The sequence below is a fragment of the Clostridia bacterium genome (assembly GCA_012841935.1).
Lineage (GTDB): Bacteria > Bacillota > Peptococcia > DRI-13 > DTU073 > DUTS01.
Map to the genome: position 1 here is coordinate 1 of DUTS01000033.1, position 17,247 is coordinate 17,247.

The 17,247-nt window shown below is 37.0% G+C and carries 14 protein-coding genes; 2 read left to right on the forward strand and 12 right to left on the reverse strand.

Annotated features, from left to right (window positions below; translation table 11 throughout):
• Positions 1 to 174 precede the first annotated feature (174 nt).
• The 3 genes from GX687_01800 to GX687_01810 are packed head-to-tail and all read right to left on the reverse strand — an operon-like array spanning position 175 to position 2,912.
• Positions 175 to 1,410 carry an aminotransferase class I/II-fold pyridoxal phosphate-dependent enzyme gene (locus GX687_01800; protein ID HHX96184.1) on the reverse strand — a complete coding sequence of 412 codons (1,236 nt, stop codon included), beginning with the start codon at positions 1,408 to 1,410 and terminating at the stop codon, positions 175 to 177.
• 56 nt (positions 1,411 to 1,466) lie between these two features.
• A complete protein-coding gene (locus GX687_01805) occupies positions 1,467 to 2,525 on the reverse strand; it encodes a stage II sporulation protein P (GenBank protein HHX96185.1) in 1,059 nt (352 codons plus the stop codon).
• A 57-nt stretch (positions 2,526 to 2,582) separates the two neighbouring features.
• Complete coding sequence (locus GX687_01810) at positions 2,583 to 2,912, reverse strand: phage holin family protein (protein HHX96186.1); 330 nt, start codon at positions 2,910 to 2,912, stop codon at positions 2,583 to 2,585.
• Between the two features lie 161 nt (positions 2,913 to 3,073).
• On the opposite strand from GX687_01810, the gene rpsT reads away from it, so the two are divergent.
• The gene (gene rpsT / locus GX687_01815) at positions 3,074 to 3,340 is read left to right on the forward strand and encodes a 30S ribosomal protein S20 (GenBank protein ID HHX96187.1); all 267 of its coding nucleotides are present in this window, start codon (positions 3,074 to 3,076) and stop codon (positions 3,338 to 3,340) included.
• Positions 3,341 to 3,368: 28 nt separating this feature from the next.
• Here the strand turns inward: rpsT and holA are convergent, their stop codons facing one another.
• Genes holA through GX687_01835 form a run of 4 tightly spaced genes read right to left on the reverse strand, consistent with a single transcriptional unit; the run spans position 3,369 to position 8,528 of the window.
• A complete protein-coding gene (holA, locus tag GX687_01820) occupies positions 3,369 to 4,385 on the reverse strand; it encodes a DNA polymerase III subunit delta (protein HHX96188.1) in 1,017 nt (338 codons plus the stop codon).
• A 13-nt stretch (positions 4,386 to 4,398) separates the two neighbouring features.
• Positions 4,399 to 5,601, reverse strand: a complete 1,203-nt coding sequence (locus GX687_01825) for a D-alanyl-D-alanine carboxypeptidase (protein HHX96189.1) — start codon at positions 5,599 to 5,601, stop codon at positions 4,399 to 4,401.
• Positions 5,602 to 5,640: 39 nt separating this feature from the next.
• Positions 5,641 to 7,944, reverse strand: coding sequence for a DNA internalization-related competence protein ComEC/Rec2 (locus GX687_01830; protein ID HHX96190.1), 2,304 nt, complete (start codon positions 7,942 to 7,944; stop codon positions 5,641 to 5,643).
• Entirely contained in the window at positions 7,944 to 8,528 is a 585-nt protein-coding gene (locus tag GX687_01835; GenBank protein HHX96191.1) for a ComEA family DNA-binding protein, read from the reverse strand. Before GX687_01835 ends, GX687_01830 begins: the two co-directional genes overlap by 1 nt.
• A gap of 140 nt (positions 8,529 to 8,668) precedes the next feature.
• On the opposite strand from GX687_01835, the gene GX687_01840 reads away from it, so the two are divergent.
• The gene (locus GX687_01840; protein ID HHX96192.1) at positions 8,669 to 9,232 is read left to right on the forward strand and encodes a TetR/AcrR family transcriptional regulator; all 564 of its coding nucleotides are present in this window, start codon (positions 8,669 to 8,671) and stop codon (positions 9,230 to 9,232) included.
• On the opposite strand, the gene GX687_01845 is transcribed toward GX687_01840, so the two are convergent.
• The 5 genes from GX687_01845 to GX687_01865 form a co-directional block, all read right to left on the reverse strand.
• Positions 9,218 to 9,895, reverse strand: coding sequence for a phosphoribosylaminoimidazolesuccinocarboxamide synthase (locus tag GX687_01845; GenBank protein ID HHX96193.1), 678 nt, complete (start codon positions 9,893 to 9,895; stop codon positions 9,218 to 9,220). The two genes, GX687_01840 and GX687_01845, sit on opposite strands and share 15 nt — an antisense overlap.
• Positions 9,896 to 9,901: 6 nt before the next feature.
• Positions 9,902 to 12,370, reverse strand: coding sequence for a leucine--tRNA ligase (locus GX687_01850; protein ID HHX96194.1), 2,469 nt, complete (start codon positions 12,368 to 12,370; stop codon positions 9,902 to 9,904).
• Between the two features lie 105 nt (positions 12,371 to 12,475).
• Positions 12,476 to 13,162 carry a polysaccharide deacetylase gene (locus GX687_01855; GenBank protein ID HHX96195.1) on the reverse strand — a complete coding sequence of 229 codons (687 nt, stop codon included), beginning with the start codon at positions 13,160 to 13,162 and terminating at the stop codon, positions 12,476 to 12,478.
• Positions 13,163 to 13,365: 203 nt separating this feature from the next.
• Positions 13,366 to 16,020 carry an AAA family ATPase gene (locus GX687_01860; GenBank protein HHX96196.1) on the reverse strand — a complete coding sequence of 885 codons (2,655 nt, stop codon included), beginning with the start codon at positions 16,018 to 16,020 and terminating at the stop codon, positions 13,366 to 13,368.
• A gap of 2 nt (positions 16,021 to 16,022) precedes the next feature.
• Complete coding sequence (locus GX687_01865) at positions 16,023 to 17,240, reverse strand: exonuclease SbcCD subunit D (protein HHX96197.1); 1,218 nt, start codon at positions 17,238 to 17,240, stop codon at positions 16,023 to 16,025.
• Positions 17,241 to 17,247 lie beyond the last annotated feature (7 nt).

Consider the following 17,247-nt stretch of genomic DNA (forward strand, 5'->3'; position numbering starts at 1 on the left):
CACAACCTAATTCTGTAAAAAAGACATGCCAAAATGGGTAATATAAAAAATAGAATAAAGCTCGCGGGAAACCAATTCTCATCGCTGCCAATTACTTACCCCCTTTAATTCTATTTTATTTATTTTTATCCAAAAATTTAGCCGGAGCTACCCAAAATTCAAACTCCGACCAAATTAACCCAAAACCTCTTTTAAACGACTGGCCATCCCCGGAATTTTATACGTAGGTACCCCACAAATAGCAATCCTAATTCCCTTAGCTAAAGGGACCGTATAAAAATGTTGTTCCCTTAACTTTTCCGCTATCTCTCCAGGTTGCTTAGTAGGTATAGTTATAAAAAAACCACTTTGATAAGGCAAAAGTGCTAAATCTACTTCTTTAGCTTCTTTAAGAAAAAGCCCAGCACGTTTTTGTAGTAAACCTGTATAATCAGCCCTTTCCTGTTCAACACGCCTACTTAAAGTAGGACTAGCTGCAACTTCAGCCAAAAGCCTTTGAGCACAACGAGTACCATTAGACCAAACCCCGCGATTAGAGCAAACATTAACCCGATAAAACTCGGCAATTACTTTTTCGGAGGAACTCAAACCAATTAAAGCACCGGAACGCAAACCATAAATTAAATAAGATTTAGACATACTAAAGGCCATAGTAATTAAAATGCTTTCCGGCAAATCGGAAAAAAGTCTCATAAAGGAACGTGTTTCCTCTTTCGTCCCCGCATAATCTAAATAAGCTAAATCCAATAGCAAAATAATTTTTTTCCGCTTGTTTAACACATATTCCCGGAAAAAACTCAGCATTTTTTCCCATTCTAAATTAGTAATACTATAACCAGTAGGATTATGAGCTGGTGTATTAAAAATAATAACTAACTGTTCCTGCTCCTCTAATAATTGTACTATTTTTTCCTGTAAAGATTCCAAGTTTAATTCTCCTTGAGAATTAAACATTTGATAAACCTCTACTTGACGCTGATGTTCGGCAGCAATTGTCCAATAAGGTCCCCAGGCCCAATCAGGAACCAATACCTTTTCACCCTGCTGAGTATAATTATAAACTACATGACGCACCGCACCCGTACCTCCAGGTGTAGCCAAAGCCCGCACAAAAGTATTTTCTGGTTGAAATTTCCCTAAAGTTTCCTTAATAACCGCCTCTTCAAATTCCGGTAATCCCGCGATAGGAGCATAACTCATCATTTCTGATGCAGGTAATTGTTGCAGATATTCCTTAACCGTCGGCAAAAAAGCGAATTTTTCTTCCTCATCATAAATAGCCCCAATAGAAGCATTAATTACATTTTCCGTACCCAATTCCCGTACCGCTTGATTGGCCCTTTGTAAAATTGAAAAAACTGCATCCGGTTTTTTACCTTTTCCGGCCGCATGTGGTGCAGCAATTTCCATTATAAATCCCCCCTAAAATAATTATATTTTATCATAAATTTAACAATTTCCATAGCCTAATTTCCCAAAACCGCAGCTAAAACATCAGCCATTAATTTAGCACTTTCTAGGGCATCTGCTTCTTTATTTAAATCACTACCCATTTCTAATAATAAAGCACGTGAATGTAAATTCTGATTATAGGTTCTATTTTTAAGAAGACGCACAGCCTTAATCAAACCTGGGTATAGCTCAGCCGCTTTTTTTTCAAGTTTTTGGGCAAAAGCAAAGTTTTCCTTCCATTCAGGATGAGCTGCTCCCACAATAATTAAAATTTTAGCACAATCCCGTCCTTGAATTTTTACCAAAGTATCACTTCTTTTTTTATAACCTGCATCCCGGTGAATATCCAAAACTACTTGTATTTGGGGATCTTCCTGTAATATTTGTTTCACAGTTTGACGTGAATTTAAATAGGCTTGATTAAAATTGGGATAATCATGAATTACATCACTATAAATAGTTTTTAAACGATGTTTATTTTCCAAAGTCTGCACCAAAGTTTGACTTACCGCAGCTATTCCCCCATTTTGCCCCTCTAAACGATCAGTTCCTTGAGTAGGTCGATATGATTCCGCATTATGAGTATTATAAATCAAAATCATAGGTTTACCATCTAATTGTACAGGTGGAAATTCAGCTTCCGGAATTTTAAACCAATCCTCTAGTTCTTTCTCTTGACTGGGTAAATAAAAATCTTCTTCTCCCCCCTCTAATTCATATAAACCATAAAACTCAATTTTTTCCCGGGGATCAATCAAATTCAATTCCCAACATAATAAAGAAAAAGGATTACTTACGTTTACTCCAGTTAACAACTCAATAACTTGTTCCCCCCAATTATCCCATTGTATTCCATAAAAGCCGCTACCGGCAAGCCAAGGTGAAAAAACAGCTGCTAAACCTTCACTTAATAAAAATAAAGGTTCACCCCATGATTTACTAATTAAGTCCAAAGCAGTAGTACGTAATGGAAAAACCAATAAAAAAAAGATTAAAAAAAGCACCACAAAAAAAAACAAAGCCTTATCAATATAATAAAGCCTCAATCCCTGCCACCATTTCCTAAAAAACATACTCCCCCACCTCTTTTAATAATTTATATGTGACAGGGAGCATGAATAATACAAGTATTATCTTATTTCTGTAGGTATAAATAAATCAATTAAGCCGATTACCAATGAGGCTAATAAAGCACCAAATACACTGACACTAATACTACCTGGTACAATAAATTGGGACAAATAAATAACAACCGCTGCACTTATAAAACCAACTAAACCTCGTGATTGAGGAGTTACCCTTTCCCCCAATAATTTTTCTACAACCCAACCCAAAAGAGCAATTACAATCGCCGCCATTATCGCACCAGTAAAACCAGCCACCGTAAACCCCGGTATAAGCCAACTAACCAACAATAAAACAATTGCCGAAACGAGAAAGCGAACTATAGTACCCAGCACATTTTCACCCCCTTTTCCTTAACTAGCTTGACCTCTTTCTTAAATTTTATTCAAATTATTTACGGTTTAAGCTTCTTCTAAAAGCCCTTACGACTTTTCTTGCTTTTTCCGATTACAAGTGATACACTCAAGCCATAATTCATAACTAAGGAGGTGGCTTAATGGCTAATCTTAAATCTGCCCGTAAAAGAGCTAAAACATCAAGCATTCGCTATGCTCGGAATGCTGCCTATAAATCCAAAATGAGAACCGCAATTCGTCATTTTGAAACAGCTCTCCAAGAAGAAAATAAAGAACAGGCTCAAGAAAAACTGCAGGATGTAATTAAAATCACAGACAAATTGGCCAGCAAAGGCATTATTCACAAAAATACGGCTGCACGTAAAAAATCACGTTTATCCCGCAAACTAAAACAAATCAGCAGTTAAAAAAGGTAGAAAGGAATCTACCTTTTTTTTATGTGGCTAAACGGATAATTAAATTTTCTAAAGTTAAATCCGGATCATAACCACTTTTTAATTTTAAATCATATTCACGCAGTAAAATAAGACTATTTTCCAATTCAGAGAACGAAAAATTACTCACCTGTCGTCTTATTTTTCCAGCGACAAAAGGATGTAAAGCCAATTTATTAATAATTTCTTTCATTTCCCAACCCTGCTGCAGGAAATCTTTAATCAAAAGAATTAACCTAATTTGACGGGTGATCATAAAAAGAATTTTAACAGGTAATTCTTTCATGAGTAGTAGTTTTCTTAACTCCTTTAAAGCCATGACTTTATTTTTCGCCCCCAAAGCATCTACCAAATCAAAAATATTGCTTTCAAAAGATTGAGCAACCAAAGTTTGAGTCATTTTCAAATCAATAACTTTTGCCTGATCACTATAAAGCACCAATTTTTCCAATTCATTTACTAAATCACGCAAACATTCCCCATGATTAAAAATTAAATAATTAGCTGCCTGCTGCTCCAAAGTCTTACCCATATTCTGAGCAGTTTCTAAAAGCCACTTATTTAATTTTTGTCCGCGTAAAGGTTTAAACTCTATCAATAAATGTTTATTTTTTACCAACTGCCGGTAAAGTTTCCGCTGTTTACTTACATTACCAGTTTGCCAAAAAACTAAACAAGTAGAGTCTAAAGGATTAGCCAAATAATCTTCTAATAATTTAAATTCAGCTGCATTTTCCTGTTCACCTTTTTTACGCTGTAGTAGTGTACTATCACGAACCACAATTAATCTTTTGGGAGCAAAAAGTGGCAGTGTATTAGCTAAATCCACTAATTCCTTGATACCAATATCCCCAGCCAATTCATTAAGATTAAAAGCACTGCTTTCCGCCGGCACCAGTGCTTTTTTTAATTCAAGAATCACTTTTTCCTGTAAATATTCTTCACTTCCATACAGCAAATAAAGTGGAGCAATTTCTCCTGCTTTAATCTTTTCCAACAATTTCTCTATTTCCCGCATTATCTATCCCCCATTATAAATGCTGTTGATATCTGCGCGGCCTAGAACTAGCAAACCATCTTCTACTTCTTTTAAAACGCCATTGACGAGTAAAGCGCCATAAAATTTGCACTAAATATAAAGCGGCAAAAGCAGAAATACCTATTTGCTTGAAATTCCAAGCCCGTACACTTTCTTTGGCCAATAAATTAACCGTACCCACCGTTTCCCCATTAACTTGATAAATCATTTTACCCACGATTTCACCTTGAGCCACGGATTTTCCCAAAGGAAGTAAAACTAATTGTGATTCTACTTTTTGATTACCACCCTGTGGTAAAGAAAACAAACAACCTTTTTCGGCAATTACCTCTAATTTTTTTCGAGGTGTAAAATCTAAAGTAGCCACAATTTCCTCTGGCTCAACTAACTGCATAGTTTGGAAATTTTGAAAACCATAATCTAATAAACCTTGAGCATCTGTCCACATTTCTTTACCTACACTGCCCAAAACTACAGCCAAAAAAGACTGTCCATTTCGCTCAGCAGCGGCCACAATCGTACTTTTAGCTTCTGAAGTATAACCTGTTTTTACACCCATGGCCCCCTCATAAGACCATAATAATTCATTTTTATTAATTAAATTTGTCTGCCAAGCCTTCCCCTGCCAAGGAAGTACTTTTGTCTGTACAATTTCACGAAACAAAGGATTTTGTAAAGCATAACGAGTAATCACAGCCTGATCATAAGCTGTAGTATAATGTCCTTCGGCAGATAAACCATGGGCATTTACGAAATTAGTATTTAAAGCACCTAATTCCTGTGCTTTTTGATTCATTAACTCGGCAAATTTAGCCTCACTGCCTGCTAAATGTTCGGCAATGGCTAGAGCAGCATCATTGGCCGAGTGAATCATTGTCACCTTAACTAAATCCAAAAGAGTGACCTGTTCCCCCTCCTCCAAATAAACACGTGTTCCTTCCAGAAGGGGAGGCTGTTCACTAATAGTGACTACTTCTTCTAATTTATTACTTTCAATAGCCATAATTGCCGTCAATATTTTAGTAATACTTGCTGGTGCATAAGCCTCCTTTTCATTTTTGCCCCAAAGAACTTGTCCACTTTGTAAATCTATTAAAATTGCACCTCGTCCGTTAACCACTGGTGCTCCAATTAATTTTCCCGAAAAACAACAAATAAAAATCACACTTAACAACACAAACCACCATTTCCTCATTTCCCAGCCCCCAAATCAACAAGATACCCATTTATTATATCATAAAAAAGTTCTGAGCACGATTTTTCGTCCATCACTTTTAGTAATAATTGCTCCCCTTTCCCGCGTAACAAAAACTGGAATACCTTTTTCCCGAAAATAATTTAGTATTTGCGGATGAGGTTGATTAAAATTATTTTTACCTACCGAAATAATTACCCCTGCGGGGTTTACCTGTTCATAAAAAGCCGGTAAAAAAGATGTCAAACTACCATGATGTGGGAGTTTAAGAATATCAGCACTTAAATCCACATCCCGAGCCAATAAATCTTCCAAGCCCTCTTTTTCAATATCACCAGTCAATAACCAACTGCAATTTCCATATTTTATCTTCACCACCAAAGAGCGATTATTCTCACTAAATGGTTTCTCAAAAGTAGGATGCAATATTTCCCAAGTAAGCTCTTTTCCCAAATTAAACTTATCCCCTGCAGTAAGTTCTTTTCGCGGTATCTGCTTTTTCCTACATAACTCACCAATTTGGACCTCTACCTGACTATTTTCCTCTTGCGGTGGCTGCAAAAACTTTCCCACCCGAAAAGAAGGCATTAAAGCAATTAAACCCTCACTATGATCCCAATGATGATGTGACATCATCATCACATTTAAATAATTGATCCCATAATGGGCAAGTACTGGTTCAACGATTTTTTTACCTACGGAAAAAGTAGAACCTACCCTCCCTCCACCATCTAATAAAGCTGTTTTACCCTGCGGAGTTTTAATTAAAATACTGTCACCCTGCCCCACATCCAAAAAAACTATTTCTAAATAAGCCTTTGTAGGCCAAACAAATAATAACAGCAAAGCCATTATAATAGAAACAATCACCCCTTTCATTAGGAATGGTACCTCCCGCCATAAATAACGGGAATATTCCAGAAAGGGCAAAAAAACCAAAAATAAATAATATAAACCTAAAGCTGCCAGCGAAGGGGCTGCCAAATTAATACTAGCACCACTTAAACTAGCTGCCTTAATTACAATTTCACTTAAAATAAACAACAAAAAACCGGCAGCTAAAAAAAAAGGTGCTGCTATAAAAGGCACCATTAGTACCCCCAAGGCTCCTACAAAAGCCAGCATAGCCGCTAAACCGAAAATAGCTACTGCCAAAATGTTAACTAAAGGAGAAATCAAAGAAACCTGATTAAAATGATAGGCCAAAAGGGGACTACTAACTAAAAAAGCGGCAAAAGGTACCCCGATAAAATATGGACACCCTTTTCTAACCAGCCAAGGAGTTAAATAAAAAATGCCCCCAGTGGTGACAAAAGAAAGTTGAAAACCTACCTGGAAAAGTTCACCCGGACAAATCAAAAGTACCAACCCAGCAGCAGCACCCCAAGAATTATAAAAATCATTTTTCCTTTCAACCATTAAAGCTAATAAGCCTAAAAAGGCCATTAAGGAGGCTCGTAAAATAGAAGCACCCCAACCTACCAAAAAACCATAAGCAATTAACACTAAACTGCCCCAAAACAAACGCCAAACCCTAGAAAGTTGAAAAAAAGACAACAAAAACCAAACAAAACCTAAAACTAAGCCGACATGTAAGCCGGATACCGCAAAAAGATGAACAACACCGGCCTTTTGATAAGCCTCCCATTCAGCTGCCTCCATAGAATGAGTATCACCAAAAAGCAGACCCAATAAAAGACCTTTTTCCCGCTGAGGTAAAAGTGGTTCCAAATAAGTAATAATTTTTTTTCTACCTCGGCCAGCCCAACTTTTAATTCCCTGTCCACTTTTAATTAATTCCACTTGCCCCTGAAAACTATTGACCTGCCAAAAAACCCCTTGCCTAGCCAAATATTCCCGATAATTAAAATTCCCCGGATTACGTGCTATAGCCGGAAGTTCAATTTTCCCCTGAAATTTAAGTTGATCACCGGGAAAATAAACTACTGTAGTAGGTTTAGCCACAACTAAAACACATTTACCTACCAAATAATTCGGACCCCGGGAAACTTTTTTTATTTTTAAAAAATAGTTACTACTAGTTTCACTTATCCTCGGATAAGTGAACAATACTCCTTCTCCCACCAGCCCAATCCCTTCAAATTTACTACTGTGTGCGGCTGGCACTTGACTTAAACTAAACCAAAAAGCACCCCCACAGAAAAAAAGTGGTAGTAAAAAATAACTTAAATACCGCTCCTTTTTAAGTAAAAATACCGTAATTAATAAAAAAACAAACATAATTAAAATTAATAATAACCAAACTAAACAATAATTACCCCGCGAAAAATAGATACCAGCCGCAAATAATAAACTACCTGTTAATAAAGGTCTCTTTTTCATTAGTTCACCGTAATTAACGACTGTAGTTTTTGAAAAGTTTTTTCACCAATTCCGGCTACTTGTGTTAAATCTTCAGGCTTTTGAAAAGGCCCCTGTTCTTGGCGATAAGCAATTATTCTTTGGGCAATAACCGGACCAATTTGCGGCAACTCGGTTAATTCACCTACACCAGCTGTATTTATATTAATCAAACCACTAACTTGACTTAAACTACCCAATTGCTCCTCAGCTGGCACCCCAACAAATTCACTTTCCTCTTGTGAAGGCACCCTAATTTGTTTACCATCCAACAAAGGTAAAGCTAAATTTAACTTACTTAAATCTGCTTCAGCTGTAGGCCCAGCCTTTTCAATCACTTCAGCCACACGTGCACCTTCCACAAAAGTATAAACCCCAGGCCGCTCCACCGCTCCCACTACATGAACCACAATTTCCCGTGGTTCGATCTCTTTAATCTCCTCAGCCGTTATTTCTAATTCAAAATCATCAAATCTCCTAGCTTGATACTTCAAACCACCAAAAAAAATAAAAACACCTAAACAAACCAAAATAATAATTTGAACTTGTCGAGGCAATTTTTCCACTTCCCTCACCCTTACAAAAAATACTATTTTACCATTATTCGCCATTTAACAGCATTTTCCTGCTTTTAATTTTTAAAAAGCAGGAAAATCCCTAAAGTACCCCGAAATTATGGTTAAAACAATAGGGGGAGGCTCAACATATGCCCACAGCAAAAAAGATTATGAACATTGCTAAAAAAATGATGGCCCAACAAGGATTTAATGGTACTACTGTCAGCCAAATTGCTCGTAAAGCACAAATTTCTACAAAAACCTTTTACAAATTTTTTACTCATAAAGAGGCCCTCTTAGAAGAAATCTTTATTACCGAATTAAAAAAGCAGCATAACTTCTATTTTAATATGAAAAATTGGCATATTGACTGGTTTTTAAAAATTAATGGTATCCTCAATTTTCATTTACAAGAACTGCAAACCGAACCGGAAACTCCCTTACTTCTCCTGCGGGAAAGAACTAATCCTGCTTTAAATCAAGAAAAAATTCAAGCCAAATTTAAGGAATTAACTCAGCTTTTAGCCTCTATATTGGAACAAGCTGTAGCTGAACAAAAAATTCGTCCCTGTGATGTAGAGGCCACAGCCCTAATTATTAGCGGATTTTTAGATGCCTTGACATATGAATTTCAAACTAAAAAACCGCTTCCTTTGGAAGCGGCTATTGAAAATTTTTGTTTACTTTTACGTCAGGGATTAACCACAAATTAAGCTGCTTAATTCTTTTTGGGTCAATATTTTACCTTCTTTACTTACCCGCATATTATCACCAGAAATTTCATCAATCAAGGCAATTTGCCCCGCAATTTTACCAAATTCCAACTTTATATCGATTAAATCAAGACCTTTTGTTTGTAAAATTTTGTTTATCAAATAGGTAATCTGCTTAGTTAATTCTACTGTTTTTCTTAATTCAGTCTCTGTCATTAAATTTAACTGCACAATACTGGCCTCATTGATCAGTGGGTCACCCTGCTGATCATCTTTTATGGTTATTTCCACTAAATAATCAAGTGGTTCACCACTTTCTACATATTTTCCATAACGCTGCACAAAACTACCCATAGCCTGTAAACGACAAATAAATTCCAATCCGGCCCCAAAAGTTTCCGCCTGTTTAACTAACATAGTTCCTTTTTTCAAATCACTTTCCAAATAATGTGTGGAGATACCTGCCTCAGCCAACTTTTTAAAAAAATAACTAGACATTTTTAAAGAAGCCAAACCTTTACCTTCTATTTGTCCCACAACTTCATTTCCACCCGGGTCAATAGTTTGACCTATTCCGGTAACCGTATCTTTAAAAACTAATAAAAGTAAATCTGGTGCCGTTTTCCAAACGGTTTCTGTTTTACCTTCACTCCATATTTCCACTTTCTTTCACCCCATCACCACATTAACTAATTTACCAGGTACAACAATTAATCTTTTAATTTCTGCCTGTTCAGCCCGCTCTTGTACCCGCTGATTATTTATCGCCAATTTTTCCAACTCTTCGCGACTTATTTCCGCTGGTACCAAAAGATGATCTCTAACCTTACCATTAATCTGCAAAACAATTTCTATTTTTTTAGTTTGTAAAGCCTCTTCCTGATAATCAGGCCAATCTTCCAAATGAATACTAGTTTCTTTTCCCAAGGCCTCCCATAATTCCTCACATAAATGTGGTGTAAAAGGAGCCAAAAGAATTAATAAAGTTTCAAGGGCCTTAATCAGTAAATCCTTATTTTGTCTAACCCCCTCACGATAATGGTATAGACCATTAACAAATTCCATTAAAGCACTAATAGCAGTATTAAAATTAAAACGTTCTTCAAGATCTGCACTTACCTTTTTAATAGTCACATGCATTAAACGATATAATTCTTCATCTTCCTCGGAAAATTCCGGGGAAACATTTAATTTTCCGGCTGTCAAATCAGCCAAATAATTTTTTACCAAACGCCAAACCCGATTTAAAAAACGGTAACTACCCTCTACCCCTTGATCACTCCACTCCAAATCACGTTCCGGAGGGGCGGCAAAAAGAATGAAAAGACGTGCCGTATCAGCACCATAACGAGCAATAATTTCCTCAGGACTAACCACATTACCTTTTGATTTAGACATTTTTTGACCATCTTTTAAGACCATACCCTGAGTCAATAAATTTTGAAAAGGTTCACGCACCTTTAATAAACCAAAATCAGCCAAAGCCTTAGTAAAAAAACGGGCATACATTAAATGCATGATGGCATGTTCTACTCCCCCAATATATTGATCAACATTCATCCAATAATTGGCCTTTTCCCGGGAAAAAGGTTTTTCCCGGTTTTGCGGATCAGTAAAACGCAAAAAATACCAAGAAGAACAAACAAATGTATCCATAGTATCAGTTTCCCGCAGTGCCTGGCCGCCACATTGAGGACAAGTAGTTTCAAGAAATTCCGCTACATAACGTAAAGGGGATTCTCCAGAAGGTTGAAACTCCACTTCACCAGGTAATAAAACTGGCAAATCCTCTTCTGATACTGGTACCATACCACATTTTTCACAATAAATAACCGGAATAGGTGCTCCCCAATAACGCTGCCGAGAAATTAACCAATCCCTTAAACGGTAGTTAACCGTAATTTTACCTAAACCTTTTTGCTCCAAATATTCAGCTATTTTTTTTCGCCCTACTTCACTACTTAAGCCACTAAAATCACCAGAATTAATCATTATTCCGTCTAGGGTATAAGCCTCACCCATAAAATCAATAGTTTGCTCCACAGGCTGAATTACAGTTTTAATTGCTAAATCATATTTTTGAGCAAACATAAAATCACGTTCATCATGAGCAGGTACGCCCATTACTGCACCAGTACCATATTCATATAAAACATAATTTGTTACCCAAATAGGTACTCTTTCCCCATTTAAGGGATTCAAAGCATAAGCCCCAGTAAAAACACCTTTTTTTTCAGTTTCCGCAGAGGTTCGTTCTATTTCACTCATTTGTTGTACTTGTTTAATAAACTGACTAACCGGCTGTTCAGCAGAGGTTCCCTTAATCAACTTTTTCACTAAAGGATGTTCTGGTGCCAAAACTAAATAGGTAACCCCAAAAATAGTATCATGACGAGTAGTATAAACCGGAATCTGTTCCCCAGTTTTTTCCGCGGTAAAATAAATTTCGACCCCTTCACTGCGGCCAATCCAATTCTCCTGCATAATTTTTACTTTTTCCGGCCAACCAGGCAACTCTGTCAAACTATCCAAAAGCTCCTGAGCATAAGCAGTAATTTTTAAATACCACTGTTCCAATGCCTTTTTTTCCACTATAGTGGCACAGCGTTCACATGCATTATTTACTACCTGTTCATTAGCCAACACTGTATGACAATCTGGACACCAATTTACATAAGCCTCTTTTTTATAAGCCAAACCATGTTTATAGAATTGCAGAAAAAGCCATTGTGTCCAGTGATAATAATCAGGTGCAGAAGTAGTTACTTCCCGAGACCAATCATAACTTAAACCCATACTTTTTAACTGCTCCCGCATAGCCTTTATATTATCCCGAGTCCATTTAGCCGGGGGAATTCGATTTTGAATAGCCGCATTTTCGGCTGGTAAACCAAACGCATCCCAGCCCATAGGATGTAAAACATTATAACCTTGCATAGTTTTAAAACGAGCCACCACATCACCAATAGCATAATTACGCACATGTCCCATATGCAAATTCCCCGAAGGATAAGGAAACATTTCCAAACAATAATATTTTTTACGGGAACTATCCTCCCTAACGCGATATAAATTCTCAGCAGCCCATTTTTGCTGCCACTTTTTTTCTATTTCCCGAAAATTATATTTTTCTGCCACCAACCCTGCCTCCTTAAAAACATTAGTTAGCCTTTTATCGATAAGAGGCTAACTAATCCTGATTATACCAATTCATTTTAAACTGAACAAGCCCCCCTAGAAAGATTAATGTGTAAACTGAACTGGTACAGTTTCCTCATCAGGTACTTGTAAAGAATAATCATGAGCTAATAAATATTCCAAAATTTGCGGTAAGAACTTAACCGTCTCTGAACGTTCATGTAATAAAATAACAGGCACCTCATTTTTCTGCTCTAAAGCAGCCAACTGCTGTAAGGTATCCTCTACCATCCGTTGATCACGGTAAAACCAATCCCGGCTGTCCACATTCCAGTCCCAAATTTTAAAACCTTCCATTTCTAAAATTTCCCGATGAGCTGGTTTCAAATAAGGACTGCTCCCATAAGGAGTTCTTACTAGCACTGTCCTCACCCCAGTAATAGTTTCTAAAGTAGCCTGAGCAGTATTCATTTCTTCCCTAGCACTTTCCGGAGAAGCATAAAACTGTTTATAATTATGAGAAACCCCGTGTAAACCCAAACCATGTCCAGCAGCAGCTAAATCTTTTAAAACCTCCTGATGTGACCACATTTGCGGTTCCAACATAAAAAAAGTAGCCTTTACCTCATATTCAGCCAAAATAGCTAAAATGTCTGCCAAAAAAACTGTCGGTCCATCATCAAAGGTCAAATAAGCAATTTTCAAATCTTCATCAATTTCCAATGGTGGTTCAACAGGTTCTGCTACTGTTTCTTCAGGCACCTGTTCCACTACTTCATAACTACCGACCATTCCTGGATTAACAAACTGAGGGCTACTGAATAATAACAGAAAAATAATCGCAAAAAACATAAATATTCTCCCTCTTCGCAACCATCTGTATTTTTTAGCCGCCTTTTTTCTTTTTTCCAGCAAGGTTTCCAACATTTCCCTCACCTTTTCCTTTACCCTAGTTTAATTATAACAAATTAGGACAGAAAAAGGGGAGAAAAGCATTAGTATTTTAAGTTAATTATTTCAACATCCGGATATTTTTCCATTTTTTTCACTAACCACTGATGACACGTCAAGACAAAAACTTGCCTTTCCTCAGCTAAATCTTTTAAAATCTCCAAACCTTTTGCCAATCTTAATTCATCCCAATTAACCAAAACTTCATCTAAAAAAAGGGGCACTGTTTCTTTTTCACTATCCAAATGTTTAACCAAAGCTAAACGTAAAGCCAAATAAATTTGCTCTAAAGTCCCTCTACTTAAAGGAAAATCGGCTTTTAAAAACTCACCAGCTGCTTGCTGAACCAACAAGCCTCGAGCTTCTTCTTCTACAAATAATCGCTGATATCGCCCTGCTGTTATTTTTTCTAAATAACGACTAGCCTGCTGCAGAACATCAGGCTGATGTTTTGCCCGATAAAGCTGATCAGCCTCTTTAATGATCTGCTGCAATAAAACTAAACGATCTCTCTGCCAACAGACCTTTTGACGTTCAGCTTGTAATAACTGCAAACCGCCACTTAAATCAGCTACCCTTTCTTCAGCCATTAATAATTCGATTGCTGTTTCTAAACGTGCTTTTTCCTCTTTTAATTCTATTTCTCGTTCTCCTATCTTTTCCAAGGCCACTTGCCGTTCAGCCAAATCATAATCACTTAATAACCAAGTACCTGACTCCGCCTCCTGCTCAATTTCCTTTTTCAGATCCCGCCAATCTGGATACTCTTTTTCTAAATCTAAAACTAAAGCCTCTTTCTGTCGAGCTGCCTGCCGCCATGCTGTCAAAATCTCTATTTTTTCTGTTAAATCAGTTCCCGGCAATTCCTCAATCCGTTTAAGTAATTGTTCTTTTTCTTGAAACAGCTCCGCTTTTTTGGCTGAGGATTCTTCCAGCTGTTGGTCTATTTCTTTTAAAAACTCCTCAGCCTGTTTAACAGTAGCTTGACTTGCCAAAGCTGCTTGCAATTCTTCTTCTAAATGACGCAAATCAACAACTAGATCACCGCTCTCAGACCACCCAAAATTTTGGTAAATCTGCTTTATTTTTTGAGCATATTTTTCCAAACGATCTTTTAAAAACCTTAATTTCCCAGCAATTATTTCCTTTTGCTTTAGGTAAAATTTTATTTCCTTAACCTGCTGATAAAGATTTTCCCCTAAATCCTGTCTATCTAATAAAAAATTCCCCAAAATCTCTGCCAATTCTTTACGCAAACCCTTTAGCTCTTTTTCTAGGGAATCCCCAGCAAGCAGGGCCTGTTTTAATTCCACCTCTCCAGGCAGTTTTTGCCAATGATAAAAAACAAAAACTCCACCCATTAAACCCAAAATTAAAAGTAAAGCCCCGGCAAAACCAAGTGGTGTATTACCTCCCCAGCCAAGACCAATTATACCGAGAAAACTAAATAAAAGCGAACTACCCCCCAAATAACGAAAGGACTGCAACTGCTCCCTTTGTTCCTTTAATTTTTTTAAACTTTCTTGCTGTTTTCCCAACTTATCAACTTTTTCCCTATATTCCTGAAGCAAATCGCGTAAAACAACCTCATCAATTTGCCGAAATTTTTCTGCCCACAGAGGCTGCCATATACCCCCAGCAGCATTAATCAATAAATCTTCATTTTGGGCTAGTTCTTTTTGTAATTGTTCAATTTCCTCACAATCTGCCCTTAATAAAGAATCAGCCTTAATTATGGTCCCAAGCCAAGTCTTTTCTTTAACTAATGCTTGTTCAGTTTCACCATAAGCTTTAACTTGCTGCTGATACTCAGCCTTTCTTTTTTGTAATTTTTCAATTTCCCCTGTTAAATCACTTAACTCCACTTGCCTTTTTTCTAAAACTTCCACCGGATTTTCCGGCAAATCGACAAATTTAGCTGTTTTTCCTGCAGCCTTTTCTAACTCTTTAATCCTTGTTAATCTTTTCTTTACTGGTAAAAGACGTTCTAGACGATTAAGATCAGCCCATAATTTTGTTTTTTCACTTTGCAATCGTTTTTCTTCTGCTAGTAAATTTTGACACAAACGCTCTTTGGCACGTAATTCCTCTTCTCTTTCTTCTGCTTCCCTACGGGCTCTTTTTAAATTTAAAATTTCTTCCCGTAATTGTTTAGCCCGCGGTTTACCACGGCGATCCGGCCGCCATAAACGATTAGCCTCTTGTTCCAAGTCTATTAACACCTCAGAAACAGGTTTTAAAAAAGAAACATATTGACCACCTAATAATTGATCCTGTAATATTTGCCAAGCATCACTATCAGGAAAAACTAATTTATCCAAAGTTAAAAAATAAACTTCTTGAAAAACACTATAGGGTAAAAAAGCTAACATTTCTAATGTTCGATTACGCAAATCACTACTAACTCCATTTTTTATTACTTTTCCCTGTGGCTGACTGCCTAAACTTCTCTGCACCGAAAATAATTCCCCTTTTTCATTAAGCAATTCAGCATTAAAAGCCGCTCGGGTACCATCCCAAGGTAAATAGGGATTATTAGTTACCGGTCGCCAGCCGTAAAAAAGAGTCCCCATTAAATGAAAAAAGGTACTTTTCCCAGCTTCATTATTCCCGTAAATAACGATAACCTTAGAGGAAAACTCCTTTTCCCAATCACGCCAACAGCCAAAAGCATTAACTCTCAAAGATTTTAAACGCACCCCTATTCACCTCCTACAAAACGTGCTACCACCTCATAATCTAAATTAACCAGCAAAGATTTTAAATAAGCTATTTTTTCCTGTTGAGAAGCTTGACGCGGTAAACCGGCAACTGCCGTTGGAGCCAGTGCCAATAATTTTTCCGGATTAACAGCCAATTCAGCAATTAAATTTAATATTTCTCCCAAAACATGGATCTCATCACGATATTCATCAACAGAAAGAGGTGGCAATATTTTCTCCACAAATATTTCTAAATGATGAACTGCCAACTCTGTTTTTAAATTATCAGCCAATGCCAACTGATTTTCCGGCTGTAGTAACTCCCGATACAAAGGACATGGACCACTTAACTCTAGATCAAGCAAAAAAGTAGTTTTTCCAAAAGGCTGTAATTCCTTTTTTACTTTTTCAATAATCAATTCTTCTAAACCCTCTAAATGATTAGCTCCTTCTAAATTGTCCACTATAATTTTCAACCAAACTAATGGTGCCAGTGGACAAAAAGCCATTTTCACCCGACCATCTTTATCAATCTCTACTAAATAACCACCTTTTAGCCCACTTTCACGAGAATTGCGGCCCATTAAATTACCAGGATAAACTATTCCCTGCTCTTTAGATAAAACATTTCGCCGGTGTACATGACCTAAAGCCCAATAAGTATACCCTTTTTCTTTTAAATCCTGTAAAGTACAAGGTGCATAACGCAAATGTTCTTTTTCCGCACCACTATCCAAAACTAAAGTATGTAAAAGCCCTAGAACCGGTAAAGTTTCTTCTTTTAGTACTGGAAAAGCAGCTGCCAAATTTTCGCTTTCCAAAGGACTTTCATGCCCAGCACCTACCACCAAAGCAATTTTTTCACCCTCCTGATCATAAAGAGGCTGAATTTCCGGTTCTCGGGAGGTAAAAAGCCGCACATTTGTCGGCCAATTTATTTGCCTTAAACGAGTTACCGGATCATGATTGCCTGGTGCATAAAAAACTGTTATTCCCTTAAAGGCTAACCGCTCCATTTCACCAATCAAAAATTTTTCGGTAGCAAAACTTAAATTTTGATTGTCAAATAAGTCTCCAGCTATTAACACAGCTTGACAATCCTCTGCAATGGCTAAATCAACCGCTGCCTGCAAAGCTTTGCGTCCAGATTCCCGCAGAAATGTACGCAAATTAGCCTGCCGGCTTTGAAAAGCAGTATCTAAATGTACATCTGCCACATGTAAA